A 25,843-nucleotide genomic window follows, 5' to 3' on the forward strand; every position below is an offset into this window, starting at 1 on the left:
CCACCATGACCTGAACCGCCAAAAGATAGCATGATCAGCGCCCGCGCTACACAAAAGGCGACATTGCGATGCAAAGAATTGTCAGCCGTGCCTAACCAGATAACCAGAATAAATACAAAGAAATCATACAGTTATAAAAAAGCCGGAGTTCCCTACGAAACTCCGGCCCGGATAGCTAAGGGATAATCGTCGCGCTCAGCCCTGGTGGTACTCAGGACTTAACTCAACCACAGCCTCAACAAAGGCCTTGGCATGTTCCGGATCGACAAACTGATGAATGCCATGACCCAGGTTAAACACATGGCCAGAGCCATTGCCGTAGCTGTCGAGGATGCGTTTAACCTCGGCACGGATGGTTTTCGGTGAAGCGTACAGCACAGACGGATCCATATTACCCTGCAGCGCCACCCGGTTACCCACGCGACCACGGGCGTTACCCAGATCCGTTGTCCAGTCGAGGCCCAGCGCATCGGCACCGGTATCGGCCATGGCTTCCAGCCATTGACCACCGCCTTTGGTGAACAGAATAACCGGAATTTTCTGGCCATCGTGTTCGCGGATCAGACCAGCCACAATCTGCTGCATATACTTCAGCGAGAATTCACGGTAAGCCACATCACTCAGACTGCCGCCCCAGGTATCAAAGATCTGCACCGCCTGGGCACCGGCTTTGATCTGCGCATTCAGATAATCGATCACAGATTTTGCCAGTACATCCAGCAGCTGGTGCATCACTTCCGGCGTGTCATACATCATCGCCTTCACGTGGCGGAAATCTTTCGACGAGCCACCTTCAACCATATAGGTCGCCAGCGTCCACGGACTACCGGAGAAACCGATCAGTGGTACGCGGCCATTCAGTTCGCGGCGAATGGTGGAAACCGCTTTCAGCACATAATCCAGATCGGCGGCGGTATTCACCACGTTCAGACTCTGCACATCGGCTTCGGTGCGGATGATTTTATTGAAGCGCGGGCCTTCGCCAGTCTCAAAATACAGACCCAGTCCCATCGCATCGGGAATGGTCAGGATGTCAGAGAACAGGATCGCCGCATCCAGCGGAAAGCGGTCCAGTGGCTGAATGGTGACTTCACAGGCCAGTTCAGGGTTCTTACACAGCGACATAAAGTCACCGGCCTGAGCACGGCTGGCGCGGTATTCCGGCAGGTAACGCCCGGCCTGGCGCATCATCCACACCGGAGTGCGGTCAACCGGTTGACGGAGCAAAGCCTTAAGAAAGCGATCATTTTTCAGTTCAGACATGGAATACCTAAATCAGCACCAGAGAATTTGCGCGCTATCATACCAAAAAATCGCCTAGGCGATTTTTGACTTTGCGCAGCAAAGGGCAGAACAGTGCCTGTCAGCAGATTGCAGGCACAAAAAACCCGGCCGGAGCCGGGTTTTGAGTTAAAAAATCAATTTAACAGATTTTTGACCGTGAGATTGCCGCTTGTGGCCGACACTTCAATCGAAACGGGCGTTGCTTCCGCCACATAACTGACCCGATAGAAGGCGCCATAGCTCGGTAACCCTAGAGCACCCGTCAGATCCAGTTCACCAACGGAATTACGAACCGGCCCGGCATCAGAGAAAATCTTATAACCGTCGCCGGATACCGCCAGTGCTGCACCATTGGCAGGAATGTTGCCATTCCCATCCTGCAAAACCACATAAAAAGTTCCACTCGCAGCAATGGCAGGTCCGCCAGCAATCTCGGTAAAAGTATTTGGTCCAGTAGCATTAAAGTAACGGATGCGAACTGAATCTGCCACTGACTGCATTAATCGCAAACTGCTGCGGACATTCATCAGACTACCGCAGTGGCCAACACCTTTGGCTGCGTCAGTGCACATAACTCCCTGATAGGTTGTAGGGGCTGCATCGTATGTACCGTTGTTATTGAAGTCGGAGAAAAACTCAACCGGACGGGCATTCGTTCCCATATCAACAACGCTGCTCCAGTTATCATCACGGAAGGCCTCCGGGAAGGTAACAAAAGGCTCATCCGCATCGAATAAACCGTTGTTATTACTATCCGTAAAACCACTTTCGCCCTGGGTATAAGCCAGAATGGTTGTCATACCTAATACGGTTGTAGCCAACTGCTGATCAATTTCATTAACCCGCTGTAAAGCCGCATCATGCTGGCCAGGACGCACACCTGAACTGGACCATTTTACTGAACAGGAGCCTTTGGTCGTGGGGCAACTGGAACCGATGATGCCGCTCTCGGCCGTAAAATTAATGATAGTGCCGTCGGGCACCGGGTTCTGGAACTGGTCCGCAGCATAAGCGGTCACATTTACTTCAACACCGGATACATTAAAGGCACCAGGGTTAAGAATATCGGCAGCAATAGCAAAGCTGTCTTGGTCAGCAATACCAGTTGTCACGGAAATCGGCTGCGAACTGGTGATAATGTTAGTGACACCATCGTTAGCCAGAGTTACCGCACGCACAGAAGTTACTGTGTGGGTTGTACCGGCACGCACAATGGCTTTTACATCACCATTCTCATCAGTAATCCCGGAACTGAGAGCCAGGTTAACGCCGCCTGTTGAATTGGTGAGTTCAAAAGATACCGACTTGCCACCAATTGGATTATTGGTGCGATCAAGAACACGGAAGGTGACCGAAGAAAGCTTTGGTAAAACAGGATCACCAATCGTTGAAATAGAAATCGCTGGTGCTGAAGTTCCTACATAAGTAATAGCACCAACTTCCGGAGGCTGTACCGTAATAGTGCCGGTTGCACTATGAAGTACCTTTGTTTTATCAACAGTACCATCCGTAGAGGCGTACAACTTAAACGAGATAATATCTGTACCTGAACAACCTTTTGCTTCGTAAGTTACAGAAACTTCGCCACTGGAGGTCACACTTTCATCGCGGCTAAAAGAAGCTTTAGCCGGATCTGCCTCAGAACAGGTTGAAGAGAATTCAACGCCATATTGCTGAGAAACAATCTTGGCGTTACTGCGATCAGCATCAACAATAGTTGCGGAAATATTGGTTGTACCACCAGCACTCAGCGCTGTATCACTGATATCAAGCACGCCGACAGCAAAGCTTGCACCCGTTCCATTACCTAAGCGAGGATTGGTAATATTGGTACCAGTCGTTACATCACTGGTTGTACCATCACCGTTATCGACAGTATCCGTTGTACCATCACTACCGGAATCCGTATTGGTTCCACCAACCACCGAACCACCACTATCACCACCACAGGCGGTCAGAAGAAGGGTCAGCAGAAGACTGATTAATGCAGTGGGCTTGAACATGCGCGCGCGCTCCATTTGTAATTGTCCCAACAGTATTCTTATTGCCGGTTAGGATAGCATTGCTGCGGTTAAAGAGGCCATAAACAAAAACGCGGCTACCCACCGGGTAAGCCGCGTTTTATGCCGTTTGTCACATTCTGCCCGATACCGGCAGAAAATGGCTTATACGTCGAGGTAGTCGAGAATACCTTCAGCAGCGTTACGGCCTTCCCAGATGGCAGTAACCACCAGGTCAGAGCCACGCACCATATCGCCACCGGCAAACACTTTCGGATTGGTGGTCTGGAACTTGAACTCCTGCTCTTCCGGTGCAACCACACCATCCCAGCTGTTCAGTTCGATACCGAAATCCTTAAACCATGGCGCCGGGCTTGGACGGAAACCGAAAGCCACCAGTACCGCGTCTGCTGGCAGGATCTCTTCAGAACCTTCCACCACTTCCGGACGGCGACGGCCGTTTTCATCAGGCTCACCCATCTGCGTGGTCACGACTTTTACGCCTTCCACTTTGCCATCGCCAACAATGGCAACCGGCTGACGGTTGAACAGGAAGTTCACACCTTCTTCACGGGCGTTAACCACTTCGCGCTTGGAACCCGGCATGTTGTCTTCATCACGACGGTAAGCACAGGTTACTTTGGCTGCGCCCTGACGGATGGAGGTACGGTTACAGTCCATCGCCGTATCACCACCACCAAGAACCACAACTTTCTTGCCTTTAACGCTGACAAAATCCGCGGCGTCTTTCTCAAAGCCGAGGTTACGGTTGACGTTGGAGATGAGGAAATCCAGTGCGTCATGAACGCCCGGCAGATCTTCACCCGGGAAGCCGCCCTTCATGTAGTTGTAGGTGCCCATTCCCAGGAACACGGCGTCGAATTCATCAACAATGCTCTGGAAATCGATATCTTTACCCACTTCAGTGTTCAGGCGGAATTCCACACCCATACCTTCAAAGACGTTACGACGGTTAACCATCACACTCTTCTCCAGTTTGAACTCAGGAATACCGAAGGTCAGCAGACCGCCGATTTCCGGGTACTTATCGAACACAACCGGAGTAACACCATTACGTACCAGTACGTCGGCCGCACCAAGGCCTGCAGGGCCGGCACCGATAATTGCCACACGCTTACCGGTTGGCACCACTTTCGACATATCCGGCTTCCAGCCCATAGCGAAGGCTGTATCGGTAATGTATTTCTCAACATTACCAATGGTCACTGCGCCAAAGCCGTCGTTCAGGGTACAGGCCCCTTCACACAGACGGTCCTGCGGACACACGCGGCCACAGACTTCCGGCAGGGTATTGGTCTGATGGCTCAGCTCTACCGCTTCCAGAATGTTGCCTTCGCTGGCCAGCTTCAGCCAGTTAGGAATGTAGTTGTGTACCGGGCACTTCCACTCGCAGTATGGGTTACCACACGCCAGGCAGCGGTGTGCCTGGTCATTAACCTGTTCCTGTTTGAAAGGCTCATAAATCTCCACGAACTGCGCTTTGCGCAGATCGATGGATTTTTTTGCCGGGTCCTGACGACCCACTTCGACAAACTGGAAATTATTGTTCAGACGTTGCGCCATCTCGAACCTCTCTCTCTCGTCCTGTACCGATTACTCAGGACGAGCACGGGTGTTATTCAGCAATTGTTGTAAGTCGGCCGCTTTTGGTTTCACCAGCCAGAATTTACCGATGAAGCCATCGAAGTCATCCAGAATGGTCTGCCCCCAGGCGCTGCCGGTCTCGCCGACGAATTCACGCAGCACGCCGCGCAGATGGCTGCGGTGTGCTTCGGTCAGTTCGTTGGAGATACGATGGATATCCACCAGCTCGTGGTTGTACTTGTCGACAAAGCTGTTATCGAGGTCGAGTACATAAGCAAAACCACCGGTCATACCTGCACCGAAGTTATAGCCGGTTGCGCCCAGCACACAGACCATACCGCCAGTCATGTATTCGCAGCAGTGATCGCCTGCGCCTTCAACAACCGCATGCGCACCGGAGTTACGTACACCGAAACGCTCACCGGCACGGCCGGCCGCCAGCAATTTACCGCCAGTTGCACCATACAGACAGGTGTTACCAACGATAGAGGTGTCATTCGAATTAAAGGCCGAACCTTTTGGTGGGAAGATCACCAGCTTACCGCCGGTCATACCTTTACCCACGTAATCGTTGGCATCACCTTCCAGCACCATTTCCAGACCACCAGCGTTCCACACGCCGAATGACTGACCGGCAACCCCGGTCAGATTCATGCGTACTGGCTTGTCAGCCATGCCCTGGTTGCCATAACGCTTGGCAATCTCACCGGACAGACGCGCACCGATAGAGCGGTCACAGTTGGTGATGCGGAAACTGAATTCACCGCCAGCTTTATTTTCAATAGCTGGCAGAACATCCTGCACCATGCGCTCAGCCAACAGGCCTTCATCGTATGGAGTGTTGCGTTCGACCTTAACCGTATGCGGCTTATCAGCAGGAATATGGTCGTTAGCCAGTAACGGCATCAGATCCAGATTACGCTGCTTGCTGGTCAGACCTTCCAGCATGTCCAGCAGATCAGTACGACCAACCAGCTCTTCCATGCTGCGCACACCCAGCTGAGCCATCCAGCCGCGTACTTCTTCAGCGAGGAAGCGGAAGTAGTTTTTCACCATCTCGGCGGTACCGATGTAGTGCTCTTCACGCAGACCATCGTTCTGGGTGGCAACACCGGTCGCACAGTTGTTCAGGTGACAGATACGCAGGTACTTACAACCCACAGCCACCATTGGCAGCGTACCGAAACCGAAAGATTCAGCACCTAGAATCGCCGCTTTCACCACGTCCAGACCAGACTTCAGACCACCGTCGGTCTGTACGCGGACCTTACCGCGCAGGTCGTTGGCACGCAGCGCCTGGTGAGCTTCGGACAGACCCAGCTCCCATGGCGAACCGGCATATTTAATCGAGGTGATCGGCGAAGCCGCTGTACCACCGTCATAACCGGAGATGGTGATCAGGTCGGCGTAAGCCTTGGCAACACCGGCTGCGATCGTGCCCACACCCGGCTCAGATACCAGCTTCACCGATACCAGAGCATTCGGATTCACCTGCTTCAGGTCAAAGATCAGCTGTGCCAGATCTTCAATCGAGTAGATGTCGTGGTGCGGTGGAGGCGAAATCAGGGTTACACCAGGCACGGAGTAACGCAGGGTCGCGATCAGGTCATTAACCTTACCACCCGGCAGCTGACCACCTTCACCCGGCTTGGCACCCTGAGCGACTTTAATCTGCAGCACATCAGCGCTGGCCAGATAGGCCGGGGTTACACCAAAACGACCGGAAGCAATCTGCTTGATCTTGGAGTTTTTGTTGGTGCCGTAACGGGCCGGATCTTCACCGCCCTCACCGGAGTTGGAACGGCCACCCAGTTCGTTCATGGCTTCAGCCAGTGCTTCGTGCGCTTCAGGCGACAACGCACCCAGAGACATCGCCGCAGTATCAAAGCGCGGGAACAGCTTCTCAGCCGGTTCCACTTCGCTGATATCGATTGGCGTGATGTCTTTACGCAGGCTCAGCAGGTCACGGATAGTCGCTACCGGACGCTTGTTCACCAGATCGGCGAAACGGTCATAGGCTGCCTGACTGTTGGTCTGTACGGCTTCCTGAATGTTTTTCACAACATCCGGGTTATAGGCGTGGTACTCACCGCCGTGCACGTATTTGATCAGACCGCCCTGGTCGATTTTCTTACGGGTCTTCCAGGCGTTTTTACGCACCAGCTCGAGATCTTCTTCGAAATCGGCAAAGGTTGCGCCCTGAATACGGCTGGTCACACCACAGAAGCACAGGTCCACAACTTCTCTGCTCAGACCCACAGCTTCAAACAGCTGCGAACCACGGTAAGAGGCCACGGTCGAGATACCCATTTTGGACATCACTTTCAGCAGGCCCTTACGGATGGCTTTGCGGAAGTTCTGCTGAGACTTCAGCGGATCGCCCAGTAATTCGTTGGTGCGGTGCAGATCGGTCAGTACGTCATAAGCCAGCCACGGATAAACCGCGGTCGCGCCGAAGCCCAACAGCACAGCAAACTGATGCGCGTCACGGGCAGAACCGGTTTCAACGATGATATTACCGTTGGTGCGCAGGCCCTGTTTAACCAGACGGTGATGCACAGCACCGGTTGCCATAACCGCAGGAATAACCCATTGGCTGTCGTTCACATCGCGGTCCGACAGGATGATCATAACGGTACCGTTACGCATCGCCTGTTCAGCCTGATCGGCCAGGTTGATCACCGCCTGCTGCAGACCCACTGCCGGGTCAAATGCCAGCGACAGGGTGGTATGAGAAAACGCTTCCAGACCGGTGGTTTTCAGGCCATGGAATTTCAGCGGTGACAGTACCGGTGAGGTCAGGATGATGCGGTTGGCATGATCAGCACCGGTTTCGAACACGTTTTTCTCGGCACCGATGCAGGTTTCCAGCGACATCACGATAGCTTCACGCAGCGGATCGATCGGCGGGTTGGTAACCTGCGCAAACTGCTGGCGGAAGTAATCGGCCATATGGCGTACGCGCTGAGACAGCACGGCCATTGGCGTGTCATCGCCCATAGAGCCAGTCGCTTCCTGACCTTCTTCGCCCATAGGGCGCAGCACCTGATCACGCTCTTCGTTGGTAACCAGTTGCAGCTTCTGATGGGTATTGAGCTGATCGCCGGACAGCGCTTCAGCATCATCAACTTTTTGCAGCAACAGCTGACTTTCCATACGGATGGCGTTTTCTTTCAGCCATTTCTTGTACGGGAACTCAGACTTCAGCGCATTGTCGATGTCTGCGGCGTTAAGCAACTTACCTTCTTTGGTATCAATCGCGAGGATTTCACCCGGGCCGACACGGCCTTTGGCCACGACATCTTCCGGCTTGTAACCGTAAACACCGACTTCAGACGCAACGGTGATGAAGTTGTCTTTGGTGATAACCCAGCGCGATGGACGCAGACCGTTACGGTCAAGGCCACACACGGCGTAACGGCCATCAGTAATAACCAGACCAGCCGGGCCGTCCCACGGCTCCATATGCATGGAGTTGTATTCATAGAAAGAACGCAGATCGGCATCCATAGTTTCGACGTTCTGCCAGGCAGGCGGAATCATCATACGGATGGCACGGAACAGGTTCATACCACCGGTAACCAGCAATTCCAGCATGTTGTCCATGGAGGAAGAGTCAGAACCTGTGGTGTTAACAATAGGAGCAAGATCACTCAGGTTAGGCAGCAGATCGCTCTGGTACTTACCGGTACGGGCATTGGCCCAGCTGCGGTTACCCTGAATGGTGTTGATCTCACCGTTGTGCGCCAGCATGCGGAACGGCTGAGCCAGCTGCCAGCGCGGCATGGTGTTGGTAGAGAAACGCTGATGGAATACGCAGATAGCGGTTTCCATACGCTCGTCACCGAGATCCAGGAAGAAGTTCGGCAGATCGACCGGCATGGTCAGACCTTTATAGGACAGCACGCGGTCTGACAGACTGGCGATGTAGAAATCCGGGTATTCGCTCAGTGCTTTCTCGGCGTAGCGACGCGCGTAGAACAGCTTCACGGCGAACGTGGTTTCGTCCAGCTCAGAGTCGGCAGCAATAAATACCTGCTCAAAACGCGGCAGGCAGTCGATAGCCATCGGTCCCAGGCAGTCATTATTGGTTGGCACGGTGCGCCAGCCCAATACAGACAGACCCTGACTGCTGAGAGCTTGCTCAACGGCGGTTTTCTGCTTGCTGAAAATGGCATCGTCAAGATCCATAAACAGCATACCAACAGCGTACTGAGCCGGTAATTCAATACCTGCTTGTGCAGATACAGCACGCAGGAAAGAATCCGGCTTCTGGATCAACAGACCGCATCCGTCACCGGTTTTGCCATCCGCAGCAATACCGCCACGGTGTGTCATACAGGTTAAGGATTCGATTGCTGTCGTTAACAGCTTGTGACTCGGCTGCCCTTCCAGATGGGCTAACAAACCGAATCCACAGTTGTCCTTAAAGTCGCCTGGAGTATACAGACCAGTTCTCATAGAACAGCTCTCATCAGTAAAAACAATTGAAAAATCAAGGGCTTACAACAGCCTAATGCTCAAAATTTAAGCAGCATCGAGACAAAAGGACGCTCATTCTACACATCTGAGGGCCCTGTCACAAATATGAGCGTTTTTGCGTATTGTTGTAAGGCAGCAACGGAAGGCTGCCTGAGGAGTTAAATAGCAGTCAGAAAAGCCTTCTCAGCGCAGTACATCCTGCACCGCAGAAACCTCACGAATCCAGGGAGACTGCGTACGCAGTTCCCGCGGCAGCGCATTTACCGCAGCTTTGGCTTCGGCGCGATTGCCATAAACACCCGCCACCACGACAAACCACGGACGGTTATTATGCTCGGTACGGTACTGGTACAGCGAACCTGCAACCTGCGATTGCCACTGCTGGCGGAAACCTTTGGCATTCTCCGCCTGATAGCTACCAAACAGTTGCACAACAAAACCACTGTTCGCTGCCAGCAAGGCACGCTCATCGGGGCTGCGCTGCGGTTTGACAACGGCAGGCGCGGTCACTTCAGCTGCAGCAGGAGTGCTGACCGGCTGTCTGGCCACCGGCGCGGCGATAGCGGTTGTTTCTGCAACCGGTGCCTGAGTCGGCACCTGAGTCGGCACAGAGGCCACAGTTTCAGGCTGTGTTTCAGTACTTCCGGCAGAGGTTTCTGCTGCGGAATAATTGTAATCAGGCTCTCCGGCTGTACTGTCGGTTTTCACAACAGGTGGAGTGATTTCTGTTGTTTCAATACTTTCAGATTCAATACTCTCATTGCCGCTCGCGGGAGTACTGATAAAAGGTGATTGCTCACTGTCAGTGAGTGTATCCGTAACCGCCAGTGAGTTATCCGGCAAGGTGGCGGGAACAAGCGTCGCCGGCTCATCAGCATCGCGGTACAGAAAGGAAACAATCAGTGCCGCAGCCACACCGGCAATCGCCAGCATATGCAATAAAGGAAAACGGTTGGCCTGAGCCGTTGCTTTGGCTGCCGGTACCGCTTCAGCCATTCCGGGTGACAGCAGATAATCTTCAGCCTGATGCAACAGCGACTGCGGCCAGCCACCCGATTGCTGCCAGATAAACAGCAGTTCATCCTGACTCAGCGCCAATGGCTGACCCGGGCTGAACACCTGCTGAATCAGCGCGGCGGAATCGTCGAGTGACAGAGGCTCAAGATGCAGTACGTGCACAGGCGCCTGCGCCGGGCTTTCGCGGAATGCCAGCTCAAAACCCGGCTGACCAAATAACGCAAAAGATATTGCTTGAGGGGCCAGCAGCGCAAAGTGAGCTATTTCATTAAGAGTATCAGCATCAAGCTGGTCGGCCTGATCAATAATCACCAGCAGACTGATACCATCGTTGTAGCGCAGCAGAGCAATATCTTTGATGGCTTCGCGGGCATGAACAATATCATCGGCCAGCTGCGGCATATCCCAGTAGCGGGCAATCTGATTGAGGATGGCCGGCATACCCAGCATCAGATCTGCGGTAATAAACAGGCTTTCTTCCGGTTCTTCACGTTGAGCAGCCAGAGCCTGGGACAGAACGGTCTTACCACTGCCTTCAGGCCCGGTTACGGCAACCAGAAGCTCGCTGTAAGACGCCAGATGCGCAAGCAACTCGAGATGCTTGCGCTGACCAGACAGTAACTGCGGCAAAGGCAAATGGTATCCGTTTTCCGGATCTGCAGTGCTGCTGTTGCGATGCGCGTCCAGATCCAGATTAAAATCGGTTTCCATAGTGCCTCCTTCAGGGTCTGAGTTAAGCCGTACCGAGTTTATCCCCTGCCAGCAGGGTTTGCGTCAACAGGTCTTTTGGTACATCCGAGGTCATATAAGCCTCGCCAATACGCTGCAGCAGTACCAGGCGAATGCGACCGTCCAGCACTTTTTTATCCACCTGCATACGTGACAGATAGTCTTCCACTGACATATTGGCCGGCCCGACCACAGGCAATTGCGCCGCCTGCAGTAATGAGCGCAGCTCACGCAATTCATCAGCACTGATATGCTCCATCCGCCAGCCAAGGTCAGCTGCCATCAGCATACCGGCACCAACAGCCTCACCATGCAGCCACTGACCATAACCCTGATGGGCTTCGATCGCATGGCCAAAGGTATGGCCCAGATTCAGAATCGCGCGGATACCGGATTCGGTTTCATCCTGTGCCACCACTTCGGCCTTATCCTGGCAGGATCGTTCAATCGCATACGCCAGAGCCTGCGGTTCACGCGCCATCAGAGCCTGAATATTGTCTTTAATCCACTGATAAAAAGCGGAGTCACAGATAAGACCGTATTTGATCACCTCCGCCAGACCGGCTGACAGCTCACGCTCAGGCAGGGTGTGCAGGGTAGTGGTATCGGCGATCACACACTGCGGCTGATGAAAGGCGCCGATCATGTTTTTACCCAGCGGGTGGTTCACGCCGGTCTTACCGCCGACAGAAGAATCTACCTGAGATAACAGCGTGGTCGGTACCTGAATAAAGTTCACCCCACGCTGATACGAAGCGGCAGCATAACCGCACATATCACCAACAACGCCGCCACCAAGGGCCAGCAGAGTTGTCGTACGGTTATGCTGCTTCTGCAGCAGGGCATCATAGATCAGGTTCAGTGTACTGAGATCTTTGTAGGCCTCGCCATCCGGCAGGATGACTTCATCCACCTGATAATCCGCCAGCGCCGCTTTGACCTGCTGCAGGTATAAAGGAGCGACGGTTTCATTGGTGACGATAAGAACCTGGCGGCCTTTAATATAAGGGGTGTATAACGCAGAATCGCCGAGCAGCCCGGCTCCGATAAAAATCGGGTAGCTGCGGTCGCCCAGATCGACGGTCAGGGTATTCATGTGTGTCAGCCTTTTATAAGCCTTTTAAGTTCCTGCACCACCCAGCGCGGGTTGCGCTGGTCGGTTTCAATAATGATGTCTGCAATTTCCCGATACAACGGGTCGCGGGCACTGAACAGGTCGCGCAGAATACGCTCCGGGTTTTCTGCCTGCAGCAACGGACGGTTTTTATCTTTGGCCGTACGCGCAAGCTGTTGCTCGACCGAGGTGCAAAGATAAACGACCGTGCCGCGTGCGCTCAGATGGCGGCGGTTCGCTTCACGCATAACCACCCCACCACCTGTCGCGAGGACAATTGAGCCCATCTGAGTCAGCTCATCAATGGCCTGCTCTTCACGCTCACGAAATCCACTTTCCCCTTCCATATCAAAGATCCAGGGAATATTGGCACCACAGCGCTCTTCAATGACCTTATCAGAGTCAAAGAATTCCAGCTTGAGTTCAGCGGAAAGTAAACGGCCAATGGTGCTTTTTCCAGCACCCATTGGCCCTATAAGAAAGACTGATTGTGATCGCTTCATGGATTAACGGTTGCTGAGCGAATCCTTAACCAGACGCGGGGTGATAAACACCAGTAATTCGCTCTTGTCATCCTGGCGGTTGGTATAGCGGAACAGCGCACCGATTAATGGCAGATCACCAAAGAAAGGGGTCTTGCTGATGGATGTGATTTCTTCAGAACGGAAAATACCGCCCAGCACTACCGTCTCACCGTTATCAACCAATACCTGAGTTTCTACCGCATTGGTATTGATGCTTGGGCCTGCCGAGGTCAGCTCGCCAACAGAATCCTGATTGATCACCAGATCCATAATAATACGGTCATCCGGAGTAATCTGTGGGGTCACTTCCAGACGTAAAACTGCAGATTTAAAGGCAACGTTGGTTGCACCGCTAGAACTGGCCTGCTGGTATGGAATTTCAGTACCGGACTCGATAGAAGCGGTCTGGCCATCGGCAGTAATAACCCGTGGCTGTGATACGATTTCCGCACGGCCATCGGTTTCAATCGCTGCCAGCTCCAGATCCAGCAGATAGTCAGCAGTCTGGTAACCGACGGCAAAAGTCGTTGCTGCGGCATTGGTCACACCGAAGTTAACAACATTAGCACCGGTAAGATCAATACCATCACTGGTAGCAGCTGCACCTGTCGCACGATCAAATAAAATCTGATTACCTTCGGTCAGGGTCTGCTGACTACCGCCAACAGTAGTCCAGTTGCTGCCATTATTTTTAAAACCAGCACCGCCCCATTTAACACCCATTTCCTCACCGACACTGGTCGTCGCCACAACGATACGCGCTTCAATCAGAACCTGGCGCACCGGCACATCCAGCATATTCAATGCTTCGCGGACTTTTTCCAGATTACCAGCAGTGTCTTTCATCAACAGAGTGTTGGTACGCTCATCAACGACAGCCGAACCACGCTCAGATAACAAGCCCTGCTCAGAAGTCAGCAGCTTCGCCAACTCGCTGGCTTTAGCGTATTTTAACTGCATGTACTCAGTAACCAGAGGAGCCAGCTCTTCTACCTGTTTAACCGCTTCCAGTTCGATTTTTTCACGCGCTGCGATCTCCTCGGATGGTGCGATCAGCAGTACAGACCCCATCTGGCGCTTGCCCAAGCCTTTGGTTTTCAGCACCAGATCCAGCGCCTGATCCCATGGCACATTTTGCAGACGTAATGTAATACTACCCTGAACGGTATCTGATGCCACCAGGTTCAAACCGGTGAAGTCGGCAATCAACTGCAACACGGCACGAACTTCAATATTCTGGAAATTAAGCGACAATTTCTCGCCGGTAAACGGGAATTGTTTCTTACGTTCTTCTCTCTGCTCTTCCGGGACGACAGATACATTAATAGAAAGAAGTTTATCTGTCTGATAGGCCAGATATTCGAAATCATCGCCCGCAGGCTCAATCACAATACGGGTAGAGTTATCTTCACGCTTGGTGTCAACATAACGAACCGGCGTGGCAAAATCGGTGACATCCAGACGACGACTCAAAGCTTCCGGCAGGCGCACACCTTTAAGATCGGCGATAATTTTATTACCTTCACGGCGGATATTGGCAGATGCACGAGGGTCATTCAGCATAATCTGAACCTGACCTTCTCCCAGCTCACCACGACGGAAATCAACGTTAACAACTTTCAGGTCATTATTAAGCATGCCTGCTGGGGAACTGGATTTAACATCAGCAGCAAATACCTTGTCGCCTTCCGTCTGTCCAATCCGTAACAGCAGAGTATTACCCTCAACCTTAGTGGTATAACCCACCAGGCGGGTCAGATTAACAACCAGGCGGGAACGATCTTTGGTAGATACCAGCGTGGCACTGCGTGCATTACCGGAACCAATCTGATGGCGCTTTGTTTTCAGCGTACTGACCACACCTGGCAAATCCAGCGCAATACGGGCTGGCTGTTCAATGGTATAGCCACTGACTTGTGGCGGTGTTCCATCAAACTCCATCCGGATCTCGGTCACATCACCGGGTAAAGATGAAAAACGGAGATCATTAAGTGTCGTTGCAGAAGCAAGCGAGGCCATAAAAGCCAGCATCAGGACTGGTAGCGCCTTTATCATTGCGTGAAAACCTTTCACCGTATTCATAAAATTACTCTCCACCCAGTCCTTCCAGAGCCAAGGTTCTCGGCCGCTCAATCCAGCCACCAAGACCATTAGGTACAATTTCAATTAGATTTATTCTGTATTCAGAAATGGACAATATACGACCATGATTCTGGCCCATATAGTTGCCTTCTTTTACCCGGACAACGCTGTTATCGCCATCCTTGATTAAAGCCCAGAGCACTCCGTCGTCGCGCGCAAGCGTTCCCACCATAGAAAGAGAGCCCAGAGCGTATTGCTCAAGATGTTCCCGGGGGCGTTCAAGATCCGGACGAATGTCACTGCCGGGCTGCACGTTAATTTCCGTATCAGCAATCACTGGTAACTCGAAAGGAGAGCGTAAGCCGGCGGCACTATAGCTGAAAAACTCATAAGGCTTAAACACAGGTATAGGCTCAATTCGTCCACGGGGCTTATTCAGGGTATCTTCGGCAAAACGTTTCAGGTCAGAGGTATCTTCAGACCCTGAACATGACACCAGAAAAACAGACAAACCGGCGACGATAAGAGACGGCAGCAATTTATTCATATTACTTAACCTCCTCATCACCACTATATTGGTAAGTCTTAGCCAGAATATTCATTTTCAGAGCACCGTCATTGCCTGACTTTCCAATCGAAAAATCATGCAAGGTCACGATACGCGGCAGAGAAGCTACCGAAGAAACAAAAGCTCCCATCTCGTGATAACCACCAACCACTTCAATATTGATTGGCAATTCATTGTAAAACTCTGTCTTAGTCATCTTCTGCGGATCAATAGCATTCAGTTTAAGACCAGCACTCAATGCCGCCGAGCTGATATCATCAATCAGACCTGGGACTTCAGTATCCCGGGGTAACTGTTTAAGCAACGAGCCAAAGCTTTCTTCCATCTCAACCATCTGCGCTTTATATGCAGCCAGATTAGCGACCCGGAATGCCTTATTTTCGAAATCTTTCTTCAGCGTTTCCTCCCGCTGAACAGCACTGCTCAGAGTATCCAGATTACTTTCTATAAGACCAAAATACCCGCCAGTCAGCACCGCAAAGAAAATCAGAACACAAAATACAACTTTACCGGGAAAAGGCCATGAGCCCATATTCTCCCAATCGATATTGTTCAGATCATCCAGCTGAAACTCATTCAGTTTTTCAGTCAGTGCCTTCAAATCTATTTTTTTCAGGTCAGCCATGCTGTCACTCCTCCGCCGCTTTTGGCTGAACACGCTTCATAGTAACCTCAAACTCATTCACACCCTCAGACTTTGCCTGCACCCGGATAAGGATAGGGTCAGAGAACCAGTCGGACTGATCAAAGTTACGCATTAACGCAGACACCCGGTTATTCGACTTCGCTAACCCTTTAACCGTTACATCGGTATTTTTAATTTCCACTGATGTGAAATACAGATCTTCAGGAACCGAGCGGGCCATTTCATCGAACACACGCACGATAATTGGCCGGTTTCCCTGCAAAGCCTGAATAAGCTCCATCCGCTCGATTAACTTTTTGCGTGTATCCCGCAGCTGGCGGATCTCATCAATCTTGGCATCCAGCACTTTCATTTCATTCTGGATAAATCCATTACGGCTATTCTGCGTTGCAATACTGCTTTCATAATGACCGTTGATAAAATAAATAATCGCAGCCGCTGCAAAAGCAACCAGAGCAATCACGCCGTAAAATTCATTCTGTTTTTCTTTCCGCAGCGCCTGACGCCACGGCAGCAGGTTAATATTGGCCATTAATCAAAGCTCCTCATCGCCAGCCCGCACGCAATCATCAACGAAGGCGCGTCGCCATTCAGCAGATTCGCGTTAACCTTCTGCGACAGCGTCATATTCACAAAGGGATTGGCAATCACAGTTGCGATACCCATCGCGTCCTGAACCTGGTCGGACAAGTGAGGGATAGAAGAAGTACCACCGGCAAGAATGATGTAATCAACATCATTAAACTGGCTGGACGAGTAAAAAAACTGCAGCGAACGGCTGACCTGCTGAACTACCGCACGGCGGAAAGGCTCCAGAACCTCACTTTCGTAGTCATCCGGTAAACCACCTTCCAGCTTAGCCCGTGTCGCTTCTTCTTCGCTGAGGCCATAGCGGCGCATGATATCTTCACTCAGCTGCTTACCACCGAATAACTGTTCACGGGTATAAATGGATTTGCCTTCATGCAACACGCTGAGCGTGGTCATAGTCGCACCGATATCCAGAATAGCGACGGTTTCAATCTCGTCACCATCCAGCTGACCTGCCAATAAAGAGAAGGCGCGTTCGGTACAGAAAGCTTCAACATCCACAACCGCAGCTTCGAGATTGGCATATTCAACCGCGTCTTTACGGCGCTCAACGGTTTCAGAACGGCAGGCCGCCAGCAGAACATCCACCATGTCATTACCAGAGTCGGACGGGCCCTGGATTTCCCAATCCAGCGCAACTTCTTCCAGAGGATAGGGAATATACTGATCCGCTTCAGCGCGGATCTGAAAATCCATCTCATCATCTTTCAGCTTGCCGTTCATCTGCACTGTTTTAGTGATTACCGCAGAACCGGCAACAGCAATAGCTGCACGCTTGGCACCGGCACGGGAACGACTCAAAGCTCGACGTATTGCTTCGCCAACCGCCTCGTCATTGCTGATGCTTTGTTCAACCACAGCGTTGGCAGGCAGGGGTTCAGCGGCATAAGCTTCAACCTGATAGCGATCGTTATTGCGACTCAACTCAAGGACTTTTACCGAGGTGGAACTGATATCCACCCCGAGAATTGCCTTGTTCTTCTTATTAAACAAGTTAGCCAGCACGACAAAATCCCCATCAAATTCGCGAACTTGCACGCACAAGCTCACTCAGATCCTATATAGTCGAAGTCATTATAAGCACATTCCTATTAAAAGAACAAAAAACCCTTATAATGCCGCAACCCGCATATTCACTGGCTTCCCGAGGCGATGACAATCTTTTTTTATGACTAAGTCACACCCGCTCCTGCAATTGTTTTTTTGGCTCGTAATGTCCATTTTTGCCGGCGCCGGCATACTGATGATGGCAATCTACCTTTATCTCGCTCCGACCCTGCCGGATACCGAAGAACTGAAGGACATCGAACTGCAGACGCCACTGCGGGTGTACTCCGCTGACGGCAAGCTGATCAGTGAGTTTGGCGAGAAGCGCCGTACACCTCTGACCTTTGCTGAAACACCGCCACAATTCATCAATGCCCTGCTCGCCTCTGAAGATGACGGCTTCTTTGAACACTTCGGGATCGACCTGAAAGGCCTTGCCCGCGCGGTGTTCGAGCTGATTCGCACCGGCAAGAAAAAATCCGGTGGCAGTACCATCACTATGCAGGTGGCCAAGAACTATTACCTGTCATCGGAGAAGACCTTTGCGCGTAAATTCACCGAGATTCTGCTGGCTCTGAAAATTGAACAAAGTTTGAGCAAACAGGAAATCCTCGAGCTCTACATCAATAAAATCTATCTGGGCAAGCGCGCCTACGGTATCGAAGCGGCGGCGCAGGTTTACTACGGCAAATCCATCAAGGAGCTGAATCTGGCGCAATTGGCCATGATCGCTGGCCTGCCCCAGGCACCCTCAGCGGCCAACCCGGTTAACAACCCGCGCCGCGCCCTCGATCGTCGCAACTATGTACTGGCACGTATGCGCACCCTTGAAATGATCAGTGCCGAAGAGTTTGACCAGGCTGCGCGAGCTCCGGTTACCGCCCGCTATCATGGCGCAACCTCCGAAGTTCTTGCCCCCTACGTTGCCGAGATGGTGCGCCGCGAAATGGTCGAGCGCTATGGTGATGATGCCTACACTGCAGGCTACAACGTCTACACAACCGTTGATGCCAGCCGCCAGCTGGCAGCCAACCGGGCACTGCAGACCGGATTGCTGAAATATGACCGCGATCACGGTTACCGCCAGCCCAAACCGATGGCCCCGGTCATGACCCTTGAAGTGGCTGACAATCCCGAACTGGAACCCTGGCTCAGCAAGGCCGACAAGGCTCATGATACCGACTGGCCACAAACCCTCGACCAGTGGAATGACATTCTGCGCGATCAGGATGATATGGGGCTGATTTCTCCGGCAATTGTCCGCAACGTTGAACACGATGGCGCCTGGATCTACCAGAACAACAGCGAACGCTGGCTGCCATTCAGCGGCATGCTCTGGGCCAAACCCTACGTTGACGTCAACATCATTGGTGCCGAGCCCAAGCAACCATCCGATGTACTCAGTATTGGTCAGCGCATCTGGGTAGAAGAAAGCCGCGACGGCCTGCTGCTCGCCCAGGTTCCTGAGGTCGAGGGCTCCATCGTTTCCTTGCGTCCAAAAGATGGCGCCATACAGGCTCTGGTTGGAGGCTTCTCTTTTGGCAGCAACAAATTCAACCGCGCAATCCAGGCCGAGCGCCAGCCAGGCTCTGCATTCAAGCCGTTCATATACAGTTCTGCGCTGGCTAACGGTTTCACACCCGCCAGCATTATTAATGATGCGCCGGTGGTATTCGAAGACGCCAGCCTGGAAAACACCTGGCGCCCGCAGAATAACAGCGGCAAGTTTTACGGCCCGACCCGTCTGCGTGAAGCGCTCTATAAGTCGCAGAATCTGGTGTCTATCCGTATTCTGAAGCAGGTCGGACCAGGCAAAGCCGTCAATTATATTGAGCCCTTCGGCTTCCCGCGCAGCAAGCTGAATGCCGACCTGTCGCTGGCTCTGGGGGCATCAGCCGTTACTCCGATGGAGCTGGCCACCGGTTACTGCGTACTGGCTAACGGCGGCTATGCCGTCGATCCTTATCTGATCAGCCGTATCGAAGACAGCAGCGGCAACGTCCTGTTTAGTGCCAACCCCCGAACTGTGTGTCGTGAGTGTGAGAAACAGCAGGCGACCGAAGCTGGTCAGGCACAACTTGCCGCCAGCGAATTGCTGGAGCAGCAACTGCAACAACAGCTGAACCCGGAAACAGAATCGCAGCCGGAAAAGCAGGAAGAAGCGCTGCCCACCGCACCACGCGTCATGGACTCGCGCACCCACTTCCTGATGATCAGCATGCTGAAAGACGTGGTGCGCCTGGGAACCGGTAAACGCGCGCTGGCACTGAACCGTGATGATCTGGCCGGTAAAACCGGTACCACCAATGATCAGAAGGATGCCTGGTTCTCCGGTTTCAGCCCCGATCTGGTAACCACCGTATGGATTGGCTTTGACCAGCCGAAAACCCTCGGCCGCTGGGCATTTGGCTCCAACACCGCCTTGCCGGTCTGGGTCGATTATATGGGCAGCGCCCTGAACGGTGTGCCTGAGCATCCATTCGAGCAACCGGAAGGAATCGTCAGCGTACGCATTGATCCGGAAACCGGCTTACTGGCAGCACCGGGGCAAAACAATGCCATTTTTGAATACTTCAGAGAAGAAGATGTGCCCAGCCAGCCGGTTAAAATCACACCGACCAACGGCAGTGGTGAAACTGAGCTGGTGCCGGAGCAGCTGTTCTAACGAACACTGCTGAAGACGAAATACAGACATAAAAAAGGCCGGGGTAACCGGCCTTTTTTGTGTTTATTTCAAACGATAAAACGGCGCTTACAGATCCACCAGCTTACCCGGATTCATCACGTTATTCGGATCGAATACCGCTTTCACCGCTTTCATATAAGCCAGCTCAGCCGCTGAGCGGGTATATTCCAGATACGGCTTTTTGGTCATACCCACGCCGTGTTCGGCGGAAACAGAACCGTCGTATTTCTGCACGATTTCAAATACCCATTTGGATACCTTGGCACAACGCTCGAAGAACTCTTCTTTCGCCAGCGCATCCGGCTTAAGAATATTCAGGTGCAGGTTGCCATCACCGATATGGCCGAACCAGATGATCTCAAAATCCGGATATTCACGGGTTACGATTTCATCGATATCGTTCAGGAACGGCGGCACTTTGGAAACAACCACGGAAATGTCGTTCTTGTACGGCGTCCACTCGGAAATGGTTTCAGAAATATCCTCACGCAGACGCCACAGATTCGCCGCCTGGGTTTCACTCTGACTGATCACACCATCAACCACCCAGCCGTTTTCCACACACTGCTCGAACAGGCTCATGGAAAGATCCATATCGGCATCGGTGACGGCTTCAAATTCGATCAGCGCATAAAAATCGGCACTGCTGTCGAACGGCGCAGGCACATCGCCGCGCGCCAGCACTTTACGCATGGCTTTATCGGAGAAGAACTCAAATGCAGTCAGATCCATGCTGCCCTGGAACTGGTTCAGCACCTTCATCACGTCGTCCAGTTCAGGAATCGCCAGCACCAGTACAGTCAGGTTTTTCGGTGTACGGGTCAGGCGCATGGTGGCTTCCGTAATAAAGCCGAGCGTGCCTTCACCGCCGATGAACAGCTGACGCATATCGTAGCCGGTGTTGTTTTTCAGCAGGTCCTTATTCAGACGCAGAATTTCGCCCTGACCGGTTACTACGGTCAGACCAGCCACCCAGTCACGGGTCATACCCCAGCGGATTACTTTAATACCGCCGGCATTGGTGCTGATATTACCGCCAATCTGACTGGAGCCCGCAGAAGCGAAATCCACCGGATAAAACAGACCCTGCTCTTCGGCATAATTCTGCAGCTGTTCGGTAATCACCCCGGCACCGCATTTAACGGTACGGTCAACGGCATTAAAGTCGCTGATCTGATTCATATAGTCGAAGGCCACAACGATTTCGCCATTGGCTGCCACCGCGCCGGCACTCAGACCGGTACGGCCACCGGATGGCACCAGTGCCAGCTGATGCTCATTGGCCAGCAGTACAATATCGCGCACCTGCTCGGTGGTTTTCGGGAACACGATCGCAGTTGGCTTGGGCGCGTAGATTTTGGTCCAGTCTTTACCGAAGGTTTCCAGAGAGTCTGCATCGGTACGAACCTTATCGGCACCAACAATGGCCGATAACCGTTCAATCAGGGCGTCTTGAGTCAGGGCAGTCATGGGAGATTCCGCATAGATGAATGTCATTCACCTCAAATTGAGTATTCTTCGCGATGAAAAGCGAGTTTGAGGCTCACGTTAACAGGCCGGGTATGCTAGCATACGCGCCTTATTTTTCGGAGTGGTTTTCGCTCCGGAAGTGAGTCCGGCGCCTGTCGTTACCTGTGCTGTACCGTGCAAGCACCGGCCGGATTCACCGCAACGGTTCTACATACTGCATATAGGTACCATCATGGCTCAAACCTCCCTCGATAAAAGCAAGATCAAATTTCTCTTGTTGGAAGGCGTACACCAGTCGGCTCTCGAGACCCTGAATGCCGCCGGTTACACCAACATCGAGTACCTGAAGACCTCGCTGCCGGATGACGAGCTGAAAGCCCGCATCAAAGACGCACACTTTGTCGGCATCCGCTCCCGCACTCAGCTGACCGACGAAATCTTCGAAGCCGCCGAAAAACTGATCGCCGTAGGCTGCTTCTGTATCGGTACCAACCAGGTTGACCTGAAAGCGGCCACCAAGCGTGGTGTTGCGGTTTTCAACGCACCTTATTCCAACACCCGCTCCGTTGCCGAACTGTCTCTGGCTGAAATCATCATGCTGATGCGCGGTATTCCTGAGCGTAATGCCCAGTGTCACCGTGGCGGCTGGAACAAGTCTGCGGATAACTCTTACGAAATCCGCGGTAAGAAACTGGGCATCATCGGTTACGGTTCCATCGGTACTCAGCTGTCTGTAATGGCTGAAAGCATGGGTATGGACGTGTACTTCTACGACGTGGTTACCAAACTGCCACTGGGTAACGCCAAGCAGGTTGGTTCCCTGAACGAACTGCTGAATCTGGCCGATGTTGTTTCCCTGCACGTACCGGAAACCGCAGCTACCAAGTGGATGATGGGTCCTGAGCAGTTCGCACAGATGAAACAGGGTTCTATCCTGCTCAACGCCTCGCGCGGTACCGTGGTTGATATCGACGCTCTGGCCGAAGCCATCCGCAGCAAGAAACTGCTGGGTGCAGCGATCGACGTATTCCCGGTTGAGCCACGCGCTAACGGCGAAGAGTTCATTACTCCGCTGCGTGAATTCGACAACGTCATCCTGACTCCGCACGTGGGTGGTTCTACCCTTGAAGCACAGGAAAACATCGGTAAAGAAGTGGGCGAGAAGCTGGCTCAGTACAGTGATAACGGTACCACTACCTCTTCTGTTAACTTCCCGGAAGTGGCTTTGCCAGGCAACAAAAACGTGCACCGTATCCTGCACATTCACCAGAACGTTCCTGGCGTGATGAATGCGATCAACAGCATTTTCGCCGAGAACGGTATCAATATCTCAGGTCAGTACCTGCAGACTGTTGAAGAAGTGGGTTATGTGGTGATTGATGTTGCTGCAGACGCTTCTGAACTGGCTCTGGAAAAGATCAAAACTGTCGAAGGCACTATCCGCGCCCGCGTACTGTACTGATCGGTTCCGCTGTAATCCCTGTGATTGCGGCAATAAAAAACGGCAGCCCTGGCTGCCGTTTTTTATGCCTGCTGTTTATCTGTTACTTCGTACCGCTATCACCAGCTCATCTGCCAGCCAAGGCGATTCAGCCAGCGCGGCGTGGTTTCATACAGTACCTGCTCAGGCAAGGCATCATACTGACTGCTGAGCGACCACTCCCCAAGCCAGGTACGCCAGCTCCAGCGTGCCAGCAAACGCTGCTGCCGGTAGCGCCCCTGCCCCGAATCATTATTCTGCCGGTTTGCATCCCAGAGAATACCGAGCATTTGCTCCTGCTGCTCAGCACTGTGGGTCCAGACCAGTCGCGCACTGCTCTCTGCCCCCAGTAGCAGCTCGCCGGCACGGCTGCTGTCACGCTGCTGGCGCAACAATGTCAGCCAGATACTGTGATTCCCCGAAGGCTGCCACTGCAGCTGTGACTCAACACCCTTCAGGGTCATCTGACCTTCATTGGCAAGCGAGGCACTGTTCAGGGTCACATTACTGCCAATCAGATCATCCAGCTGTTCGCGGAAAAGCTTGATATCCAGCTGCAATGCCGCCTGCGGTAAATGTAAAAAGTAGCCCAACTCCCAGGCCTGAATACGTTCATCGCGCAAACCATCACGCCAGCCATCGGCGTTGGCATTAATAAACAAGCCCCCCTGATCCAGATTGAGATAGTTACTGCTTACATCCGTGAGTACCGCACGGCCATTCAGATAACGCTCGGCAATATCCGGAGTGCGGCGGCTGCGCGAATACTGCACGCGGATACTCTGATCGGCGGCGGGCAGATAATTCAGCGCCAGTCGTGGCAGGTAGCTGACCTCCTCTTCGCTCTGATACTGTGCCATCAGTCCGGCTGACAGCAGCCAGTGTGGTGCCGGGCGATATTCCGCACTGACAAAGGCCAGCCACTGGTCGTTGCGGACTTCACCCTGCAGATAAGTTGCTGAATTCACCAGATCACGCCGCAATCCAATCCCCTGCACCGAACGCAATTGCTCGCTCCAGCGCCGGGTATCCTGCAGTTCAATATCAAAGCGCTGCTCATAGACATCCAGATCCCCACGCCCGCATAACATCTGATCCAGAGCATTGGCAGCCACAGCACGCTGCACAATCTGCTGCGCCGAGCTGTATTCACCGGCCGTTACCGCCGCAGTTAATCCCAGCCCCTGCTGCAATTGCACGGCATCAAATACACCCGCTGCCAGCCCCTGATAAAGCTGAGTAATCGCACTGCGCTCGCTGCTGCTTAACGCCGGATTCTGCAGCGGCATCAGGCCATAACCGAGCTTTTCTGCCAGCTGCGGATGCTGCTGATACAACTCACTCAGTTGTGCATCAAATGCCATGGACGGCGCACAGGCGTGGTAATCCACTTCACTGTTATCGGCCTGCCAATAAGCCTGAAGCTGAACCTCATGATCGGCCGAACGCTGACTGCGCCAGCGCAGCCAGCCCAGATCTGACTGTGCCGTCTGCTGTGGCGAGTCGGTCTGAAAATGACTGTCGGCGAGATAATCACGCTGCAATTGCTGGCGCCCCAATTGCCAGCGCAGCTCGTTATCCATATCCGCCTGCCAGGCTCCGGACCAGTTCAGCCCACGCACCTGACGCAGATCCGGAAATCCACCCTGATCGCCAGCATCGGCGTGGTAGCCACCATGCTCACCTTCCCGCCAGCCAAATAAACTGAGGCGGCTTTGTTGCTGCACGCCCTGCTGGCTGATGCTGGCATAGAATTGCGGACGTTGCTCTGAGCCAAAGCTGCCATTCAGGCGCAGACGCGCACTGTCAGCCGGGTGTCGGGTAATAATGTGAATAACGCCCTGCAGGGCATTCATACCGTAACTGGCCGCACTCGGACCACGGGTAATTTCGATGCGTTCGATATCCTGCAGGGCAATGCCGAGCTGATCCCAGTCGACATTGGCAAAGGAGGCTTTATAAACCGAGCGGCCATCCACCAGCACTTCCAGCCGCCGCGCCAGCGATACCTCACCCGAGTGATAAACCACGCTGGTGCGATTGGAATCCAGTTCGCGGGCGACAAACAGTCCGGGAACAAAGCGGAATAAAGAGGGGATATCGGCCGCACCCCAGAGACGGATCTGTTCGGCGGTAATAACGGTGACAGCGGCGGGAACTTCAGCCAGCGGTTGCTGCAGACGAACCGGGGTTAAAACCTGAGGGATATCGGGCTCGAATTCAAAGGCATCAATCTCTGCAGCCACAGAGGTGACGGATATTACCATGCATGAGCAAAGCAGTATCCGGCCCGCATACCCGCGCCTGTTCCCCGATTTCATTATGCATCCCTGCCCCATATAAGTGGCCAGATAGTACACAATTACGGCATGCCTGTTAATACCGCAACAAATCAGCCAGAGCCCATAAACACAGGGCGGAAGCTATACAGAATGCTTGTGCAGCAGCGATTCAGGACGACTGAACTTACCGACTGGTATCACAGACCTGACAATTTTTACGTGATGAATAATATTTT

Annotated in this window: 16 protein-coding genes; 2 read left to right on the forward strand and 14 right to left on the reverse strand. The window is 52.9% G+C overall.

Annotated elements, in window-relative coordinates:
- Window positions 1-195: 195 nt before the first annotated feature.
- From hemE to B3P58_RS18805, 12 genes are all read right to left on the reverse strand, one after another.
- Window positions 196-1,263: a uroporphyrinogen decarboxylase gene (gene hemE, locus B3P58_RS18750; RefSeq protein ID WP_225692406.1), complete on the reverse strand. Its 1,068-nt coding sequence runs from the start codon at window positions 1,261-1,263 to the stop codon at window positions 196-198.
- Between the two features lie 155 nt (window positions 1,264-1,418).
- Window positions 1,419-3,287 (reverse strand): hypothetical protein, encoded by a 1,869-nt coding sequence (locus B3P58_RS18755; RefSeq protein WP_286719698.1) that lies wholly within the window; start codon window positions 3,285-3,287, stop codon window positions 1,419-1,421.
- 162 nt (window positions 3,288-3,449) lie between these two features.
- Complete coding sequence (locus B3P58_RS18760; RefSeq protein WP_286719701.1) at window positions 3,450-4,868, reverse strand: FAD-dependent oxidoreductase; 1,419 nt, start codon at window positions 4,866-4,868, stop codon at window positions 3,450-3,452.
- 30 nt (window positions 4,869-4,898) lie between these two features.
- Entirely contained in the window at window positions 4,899-9,350 is a 4,452-nt protein-coding gene (gene gltB, locus B3P58_RS18765) for a glutamate synthase large subunit (protein WP_225692404.1), read from the reverse strand.
- A 204-nt stretch (window positions 9,351-9,554) separates the two neighbouring features.
- Window positions 9,555-11,099 carry an AAA family ATPase gene (locus tag B3P58_RS18770; RefSeq protein WP_286719705.1) on the reverse strand — a complete coding sequence of 515 codons (1,545 nt, stop codon included), beginning with the start codon at window positions 11,097-11,099 and terminating at the stop codon, window positions 9,555-9,557.
- A gap of 22 nt (window positions 11,100-11,121) precedes the next feature.
- The gene (gene aroB, locus B3P58_RS18775; protein ID WP_286719707.1) at window positions 11,122-12,213 is read right to left on the reverse strand and encodes a 3-dehydroquinate synthase; all 1,092 of its coding nucleotides are present in this window, start codon (window positions 12,211-12,213) and stop codon (window positions 11,122-11,124) included.
- 5 nt (window positions 12,214-12,218) lie between these two features.
- A complete protein-coding gene (aroK, locus tag B3P58_RS18780; RefSeq protein ID WP_145470740.1) occupies window positions 12,219-12,734 on the reverse strand; it encodes a shikimate kinase AroK in 516 nt (171 codons plus the stop codon).
- Between the two features lie 3 nt (window positions 12,735-12,737).
- Window positions 12,738-14,786, reverse strand: a complete 2,049-nt coding sequence (pilQ, locus tag B3P58_RS18785; RefSeq protein ID WP_286719712.1) for a type IV pilus secretin PilQ — start codon at window positions 14,784-14,786, stop codon at window positions 12,738-12,740.
- Window positions 14,787-14,841: 55 nt separating this feature from the next.
- A complete protein-coding gene (locus B3P58_RS18790; protein WP_225692400.1) occupies window positions 14,842-15,384 on the reverse strand; it encodes a pilus assembly protein PilP in 543 nt (180 codons plus the stop codon).
- A gap of 1 nt (window position 15,385) precedes the next feature.
- A complete protein-coding gene (locus B3P58_RS18795; RefSeq protein WP_225692399.1) occupies window positions 15,386-16,030 on the reverse strand; it encodes a type 4a pilus biogenesis protein PilO in 645 nt (214 codons plus the stop codon).
- Window positions 16,031-16,034: 4 nt separating this feature from the next.
- Window positions 16,035-16,583: a PilN domain-containing protein gene (locus B3P58_RS18800; RefSeq protein ID WP_225692398.1), complete on the reverse strand. Its 549-nt coding sequence runs from the start codon at window positions 16,581-16,583 to the stop codon at window positions 16,035-16,037.
- Window positions 16,583-17,680, reverse strand: a complete 1,098-nt coding sequence (locus B3P58_RS18805; RefSeq protein WP_342453571.1) for a pilus assembly protein PilM — start codon at window positions 17,678-17,680, stop codon at window positions 16,583-16,585. The genes B3P58_RS18800 and B3P58_RS18805 overlap by 1 nt, the downstream gene beginning before the upstream one ends.
- 205 nt (window positions 17,681-17,885) lie before the next feature.
- On the opposite strand from B3P58_RS18805, the gene B3P58_RS18810 reads away from it, so the two are divergent.
- Window positions 17,886-20,354: a penicillin-binding protein 1A gene (locus B3P58_RS18810; protein ID WP_286719722.1), complete on the forward strand. Its 2,469-nt coding sequence runs from the start codon at window positions 17,886-17,888 to the stop codon at window positions 20,352-20,354.
- Window positions 20,355-20,441: 87 nt separating this feature from the next.
- On the opposite strand, the gene B3P58_RS18815 is transcribed toward B3P58_RS18810, so the two are convergent.
- Window positions 20,442-21,845 (reverse strand): FAD-binding oxidoreductase, encoded by a 1,404-nt coding sequence (locus tag B3P58_RS18815; protein WP_145470729.1) that lies wholly within the window; start codon window positions 21,843-21,845, stop codon window positions 20,442-20,444.
- A gap of 232 nt (window positions 21,846-22,077) precedes the next feature.
- On the opposite strand from B3P58_RS18815, the gene serA reads away from it, so the two are divergent.
- Window positions 22,078-23,307: a phosphoglycerate dehydrogenase gene (gene serA, locus B3P58_RS18820; RefSeq protein WP_145470727.1), complete on the forward strand. Its 1,230-nt coding sequence runs from the start codon at window positions 22,078-22,080 to the stop codon at window positions 23,305-23,307.
- A 98-nt stretch (window positions 23,308-23,405) separates the two neighbouring features.
- Here the strand turns inward: serA and B3P58_RS18825 are convergent, their stop codons facing one another.
- Window positions 23,406-25,571 (reverse strand): TonB-dependent receptor plug domain-containing protein, encoded by a 2,166-nt coding sequence (locus tag B3P58_RS18825; protein ID WP_286719727.1) that lies wholly within the window; start codon window positions 25,569-25,571, stop codon window positions 23,406-23,408.
- Window positions 25,572-25,843: the final 272 nt, after the last annotated feature.

Source organism: Thalassolituus sp. UBA2009 (genome assembly GCF_002335285.1).
GTDB classification, from domain to species: domain Bacteria; phylum Pseudomonadota; class Gammaproteobacteria; order Pseudomonadales; family Oceanobacteraceae; genus Venatoribacter; species Venatoribacter alkanivorans.